This is a genomic window from Chryseobacterium sp. (assembly GCF_022712095.1).
Lineage (GTDB): Bacteria > Bacteroidota > Bacteroidia > Flavobacteriales > Weeksellaceae > Chryseobacterium.
In genome coordinates, this window is sequence record NZ_JALAHD010000140.1 from 1 (window position 1) to 6,019 (window position 6,019).

6 protein-coding genes are annotated in these 6,019 nt (G+C 34.5%); all 6 read right to left on the minus strand.

Annotated features, from left to right (window positions below):
* Nucleotides 1–48 precede the first annotated feature (48 nt).
* The 6 genes from Q0A18_RS07045 to Q0A18_RS07070 all read right to left on the minus strand — a co-directional run bounded on the left by Q0A18_RS07045 (nucleotide 49) and on the right by Q0A18_RS07070 (nucleotide 5,932).
* Nucleotides 49–507, minus strand: coding sequence for a heme-binding domain-containing protein (locus tag Q0A18_RS07045; protein ID WP_292009438.1), 459 nt, complete (start codon nucleotides 505–507; stop codon nucleotides 49–51).
* A gap of 3 nt (nucleotides 508–510) precedes the next feature.
* Nucleotides 511–2,268 (minus strand): Ig-like domain-containing protein, encoded by a 1,758-nt coding sequence (locus tag Q0A18_RS07050; RefSeq protein WP_292009439.1) that lies wholly within the window; start codon nucleotides 2,266–2,268, stop codon nucleotides 511–513.
* A gap of 25 nt (nucleotides 2,269–2,293) precedes the next feature.
* On the minus strand, nucleotides 2,294–3,550 hold the full coding sequence (locus tag Q0A18_RS07055; RefSeq protein WP_292009440.1) for a serine hydrolase domain-containing protein: 1,257 nt from the start codon (nucleotides 3,548–3,550) through the stop codon (nucleotides 2,294–2,296).
* A gap of 104 nt (nucleotides 3,551–3,654) precedes the next feature.
* Complete coding sequence (locus Q0A18_RS07060; RefSeq protein ID WP_292009441.1) at nucleotides 3,655–4,587, minus strand: 2-hydroxyacid dehydrogenase; 933 nt, start codon at nucleotides 4,585–4,587, stop codon at nucleotides 3,655–3,657.
* 78 nt (nucleotides 4,588–4,665) lie between these two features.
* Nucleotides 4,666–5,199: an acyl-CoA thioesterase gene (locus tag Q0A18_RS07065; RefSeq protein WP_292009442.1), complete on the minus strand. Its 534-nt coding sequence runs from the start codon at nucleotides 5,197–5,199 to the stop codon at nucleotides 4,666–4,668.
* A gap of 4 nt (nucleotides 5,200–5,203) precedes the next feature.
* A complete protein-coding gene (locus Q0A18_RS07070) occupies nucleotides 5,204–5,932 on the minus strand; it encodes a hypothetical protein (protein ID WP_292009443.1) in 729 nt (242 codons plus the stop codon).
* Nucleotides 5,933–6,019 lie beyond the last annotated feature (87 nt).

Sequence of the window (6,019 nt, forward strand, 5' to 3'; positions counted from 1 at the left end):
ACTCTCACTTATTTACATAAAATTGGTGAGAGTTTTTTATTAATTCTATTAGAAAGTTTTAGAATTAAATATTTTTTCAAAGTAATTGATCAATAATGCTCTTTCGGCTTCAGATAAATTGGCTTCGTTATGATAAACGATATAGCCGGGCATTGGCATGGTCTTATTCTGGAGAGACTGAATAGAGTTTTTGAGCATATTTGTTTTCAGATCTTTATTGTAAGTGCCCCAAACAGAAAAATTAAGGTGCTCTCGCCCTTCGTTTACATGGCTTTTTACAGACCATGAGATAGGAGCTATGTGAGCATATTTCGGATATATGGTTTCATTGGAGTGGCAGTCGTAACAGGCTCCTTTCAATAAATTCGTTATTTTTTGCGGTGTCTTTTGAGTATCCGTAAAATTGACTTTATGATCAACAGGTGGGTTCTCTCTATCAATAGGAATAAACTGGATCATAGCAAACGCGACCAAGCTCCAAAATATAATTTTCTTTATCATCTTCATTAATTATTTAACAGGTGTCAGGATAGAACTATCAGATTTTAGCTCTTTATCATTACTGTCAATAAGTTTTTTTCCTGCAGTCTCGGACTGGGACTGATTATCAGGATTTGCAAGACTTACAGGCCTTGGATTATCTAATGTACGTGTATCTTTCAGATCCCAATCTTCCACAGAATCCCATAATGGCCTTACAATAACTGTTTTATAATACGTGTAAGCATCTTCCGCAAAAACATTTTTTTCAAAATCTGCTTCGTCCCAATATTTATTCCCATTATTATCCACCAAAATTCTTACTATATATTCCGCAGGTTTTATGATATCAAACTTGACACTTTCTACATTGGTATACTTCTGATAGATCACTTTTCCTGCAGAATCCAATAACTGTATCCAGTAATTATAATCAGGCTTATTCTGGAGCTTAAGTGTTAAACTGCCATAGTTCTCAACTTTGTCTGCTTCAAAATCAAAACGGTAAGATTTAAGAACCTTATCATAAAATGATTCAACAGTTTCTTTCGGGATTGTTAATTGATATTTTTTTCCTGCTTCAAAATCCGATTGCACCAGAATCTGATAAGGATTGGTTTCTGAAATTCTAGCTGTAAATTCATGGGTAGTTAAGCTATCACTTTTCAATGTCCATTTTTCCGGTTGAATTTTATCAACTACATAGTTGGAAAGAATTTTAAAATCTGTTTTCGGCGGCAACAGATTTCCATCATTATTAGAGGAAATTGTCATCGCATTTTTAGTATTATATTTATAGAATACCGAAACTGTATCCTGTTTGCCATCCGCATCATAACTAAATTTCAGGTTTTCAGTAACAGTCTGCCCTACATTATTTTTTACAGCATCAAACCATATCCTCACAGAATCTGATTTAGGATGGTGTGTTACTTTTATGTCCTGAAGCTTATCATTGATAGATAATACTTTTACATTTTCAGGTCCTCCTTCAAAGGTCATTAAAATTCCTCCGGGAACTTCTTTCATTTCCTCATACTTTAATGCTTTTTTAGATGGATAAACTTTTAAATTCAATCCTGAAATAGATTTTTCAACATCCAAAATGTCTTTTTGAAAACCTACTTTCTCTTTACCGGCATCATATACAGAGTTTCCATTCTCATCTTCAAAAGCTATAATCTTATATTTTCCCGGTGAAAGATAATTCAGTTCGTAATATCCATCTGCATCCACTTTAGTGATATAATATGGCTTCTGTTTGTAATTAATAGAGTCATTGGCCTGATATAGTCCAACAACAAGCTTATTTTCAGTAGAATTTTGTTTTTTAAGGGCCAGAGCATCTTTTATTTCTCCGCTTATATAAAGGTCATCAAGTTTTTCTCCTGTAGAAAATGCAAAATTAAAATAAGGAAGTACATTGGACTCATTATTATCGACAATAGAGTTTCCAAAATTGAAATTATACGTTGTATTTGCCTGTAAAGTATCTTCCCACTGTATCAACACATATTTATTAGCGATATTGGAAGGTAAGATACGTTTGATCTTTTTAATAGGTGGTGAAATAATCAGGTTTTTGTTGATATCCTTCAAGGTAACATATTCATCAAAATCCAGCCGTAACTCCTTGATATTTCTAGAAACATGAATTCTTGTAGAATCTATATTAGAACTCAAAAATTTGGGAGCCAAAGAGTCTTTAGGACCTCCTACGGGAGAGCCAACCCTTGCACAAGACTGTACAAGAAAACCAATAATCAATAATAAAAAAAATCTCTTCATGAATATGTTTAGACAAAAGTAAACATTATTCTCCAAAAACTTCATTTCCGGCTTTCAAAGAGTCATTCATTACCGCATGAAGTTTTTCTTTCTGAACAGGAAAATCTTCAAATAAACCAGATAATGCAAGTGCTGTGTATACTTTATTGGAGTATTTATTTCCTATAGCAACTATAGTTACTTTAGAATTTAAAAGGTGAGCAAATACCGAATTGGTTCCATGCCACCATCCGTTATGGTAAGTAAGCTTTTCACCATTATCAAAAATTTTCATCCTGAATCCTAATCCGTAGTTATTCATTCCGGGTTTTTCATTGCTGTAAGGGGTAAATACCATCTGCATCAGCTCAGGTTTCAGAAAATCTTTGGAGAACATAGCTTTAGAAAAATTATACAAATCCCGTGGTGTAGTATACACATTTTTATCTCCGTAAATAAGATCCAATCTGTCTAATGGATATAGTTTATTTCCTTTATAATAAAAAGACTGGGAAGCTGTAGGAATATCTTTCTCCTGAAAGATATAAGTATTCTCCATTTTCAGAGGCGTAAAAATCATCTCTTGCATAGCCTGTGGAAAAGGAGTTTTAGTTACTTTTTCCACCAAAAGGGCAAGCATGGCAAAATTCGTATTACAATACATAAATCCGGTATTGGTTTCACGTGCCAGATCAGGTTTATATTTAATCAACATATTTAATATGTCCTGATTGGTTAAATATGGTTTTGAAAGTTCCGCAGGAGCCGGCTGTATTTTGGTGATGAAATATTCATATTTAGGAAGTCCGCTTCTTTGAGATAGTAAAGCCTGAACTGTAACATCCGGATAAGGAAATCCTGGAAAATATTCAGTAAGATGGTCTGTTAATTTTATTTTTCCAGCCTCTACTAATTTTAAAGTTGCCATTGCTGTTAAGGTTTTAGAAACGGATGCTACATGTAAAGCTGTATTCTTACCAATTGGTTTCTGGTTCCCTTCCCTACTGAAGCCCCTGTATTCTTCAAATAGGATATCATCTCCTTTGGCTACTAAAATTCCACCACTAAGATCAGCACCCTCCCAAACTGTTTTGTAATAATCATTAATATAATGAATAATTGCATTCTTGTCAGAAAGAGCATCATCTTGCTTCGTAAAAACTTTGTCTAAATCTACATTTCCGAAATTGGGCAGATTTGTAGTTGCTTGTTGAAGTTGTTTTTCTTGGTTTTCACTTTTATTTTTACAGGATATAGAAAATAAAAAAACAGATAGAATGAGTAAAAAATTCAGCTTCTTCATACGTTCAAAAAATGATCGGCAATTTAATAAAACTCAGTTCAAAACATGAAGGGCTGATGCAAATTATGAATTATTTAACACATTTACATAAAATAAGGATTATGCTAATTTGTAAATGACGAAAAAATTTTATCTACTATAAATTGTGCGAGTTTTTCCTTACTTTGATGAGTCCATCCGGCAATATGCGGAGTAATAATCACCTGATCAGATTCTAAAAGATATTTCAAATCTTCATTTTCATTTTCAATATTTTCAAAAGAAGATTTTTCATATTCCAAAACATCCAGACAGGCTCCTTTTACTTTTCCAGATTTTAAAGCGCTTACTAAAGCTTTCGTTTTTAAATTCTTTCCTCTTGCCGTATTAATGAAATAAAAATCTTGTTCCATCCTGGAAATAAACTCCTCATCGATTAAATAATGGGTAGCTTCTGTTAAAGGAATATGCAGACTTAGCACCTGAGCCTCACTTTGAAGTTCTTCAAGGCTTACCTGAGTAGCATATTTATCTGAAAGTCCTGGTAGTATGTCATAAAAAATAACTTTACACCCAAACCCTGATAATCTTCGGGCTGTTGCTTTACCCATATTTCCGTAGCCTATTAATCCCACAGTTTTACCCAACAGCTCATCTCCTCTGTTTTCTTCACGTTTCCAAATCCCATTCTTCACTTCCTGGGAAGCAATAAACAGACGGTTCATAATGATCAAAAGCATTCCCAATACATGTTCAGCAACAGAATCTCTGTTTCCCTCCGGAGAATTGATCAGCTGAATACCCAGCTTCTCGGCAACTGGGATATCAATATTTTCCATACCGGCACCTACTCTGGCAATAAATTTCAGATTTTTGGCCTTTTCAAGAAAATTCTTATCCAGAGGAATCCTGCTTCTAATAATAAGTCCCTCATAATTTTTAATTTTCCGGCATACCTCATCATAGGAAGATGTAAAATCTTCTTCCAGCACAAAGTTTTTAGCCAGCAACTGTTCAGTAATAAGAGGGTGATTTTTATCTAAAAGAAGAATTTTCATTTCGTTTTTTTTTCAACGCTAAATGTATGTAAAACCCGACGGTTTTAAATTAGCAAGGAAGTTAATAATAGTTCAGGTTTACTTTTGCTCTTGCGGATCTTGAAATAGTTTTCTAAGCTCTACAGACTCTAAAGGCTTCATCCTTCCGGAAAGAATAAGGGAAAGTTCTTTTCTTCTAAAAGCGGCGGCATATCTCAGTTTTTCCTCTTCCGTTTCAGGGATCATTTCCGGAATGGGAATAGGGCGGTTAAACTCGTCTACCGCAACAAAAGTATAAATCCCTTCATTGGTACGGGTTTTTGTCTGATTTATCGGATCATCCAACCAAACATCCACATAGATCTCCATAGAAGTGGAAAATGCTCTGGAAACTTTGGATTCCAAAACCACAATTCCCCCTTCCGGAATCGGATGATTAAATGATACATGGTTTACCGATGCAGTAACCACTCTTCTTTCACAGTGTCTTGATGCTGAGATAGATGCACAACGATCCATTCTTGCAAGAAGTTCTCCTCCGAAAAGATTTCTTAAAGAATTTGTTTCGTTCGGAAGCACAATATTGGTCATGATAGTCAGAGATTCTGACGCTTTTTTTACTTTTTTTCCCATTAGTTTACTGTTTTGTGGTCGTCTGAACTTTGACACCATTAGTAATCGGCGTGATTAACGAATCTTTATGTAAGGAATCAACAGCTATTGCTTTCAGGGAATCTTTTTTAGGTTGTACTGTGTCCTCCTGTATCCTGTGTGTTTTAGTCTGTACAGAAACATTGTCAAAAGATTTCTTGCCAAAAAGAAACTCTTGCTGAGTATATGCCAGATAAACTATTCCCAAAACAGGAATAAGAAAAAGGAAAATCCATAAAATAGATTTATTGAATTGATAATCTTGATCCCTTTTTTCTGAATGATCCGTTTTATCAGCATTTCTAATATCTGAAATCTTGATTTCTTCAAGTCCATAGAAATCAGGGTGCTCTGCTTCCAGTCTGCTTCCCTTAAAATGGGATTCTCCCTCGGTAATAGAAAGTAATCCTAGCCTCGGAATCTCCAGAAACTGGTCCGCCTGAAGCTTTTTCTTCCAAAAATCGGTTTGAATCTCAAGTTCATTTTTAACCGATTCTTTAGATTCATTCTTTTGACTTTGGATATAGTTGATAAGATCATCATTCTGCACCTCATAATCAAGCTCAAAAGCAATCTGATTGGAAGGTGGAAGTATGCTTCCGTTTTCAGAATTGATAATCGCCTTAGAGCTCTCCAGAGAAAACACCCCAAAACCCGGAACTACAACAGTTCCAAATCGTTTCAGATATTCTAAAATGTAAGCCGAAATATTCATTTGGTGGCAAATTTATAACTTTTAAATGACTTTTTGAGAGATTATTTATATGAAAAAAGACTGCCGAAACAGTCTTTACAATCTAAC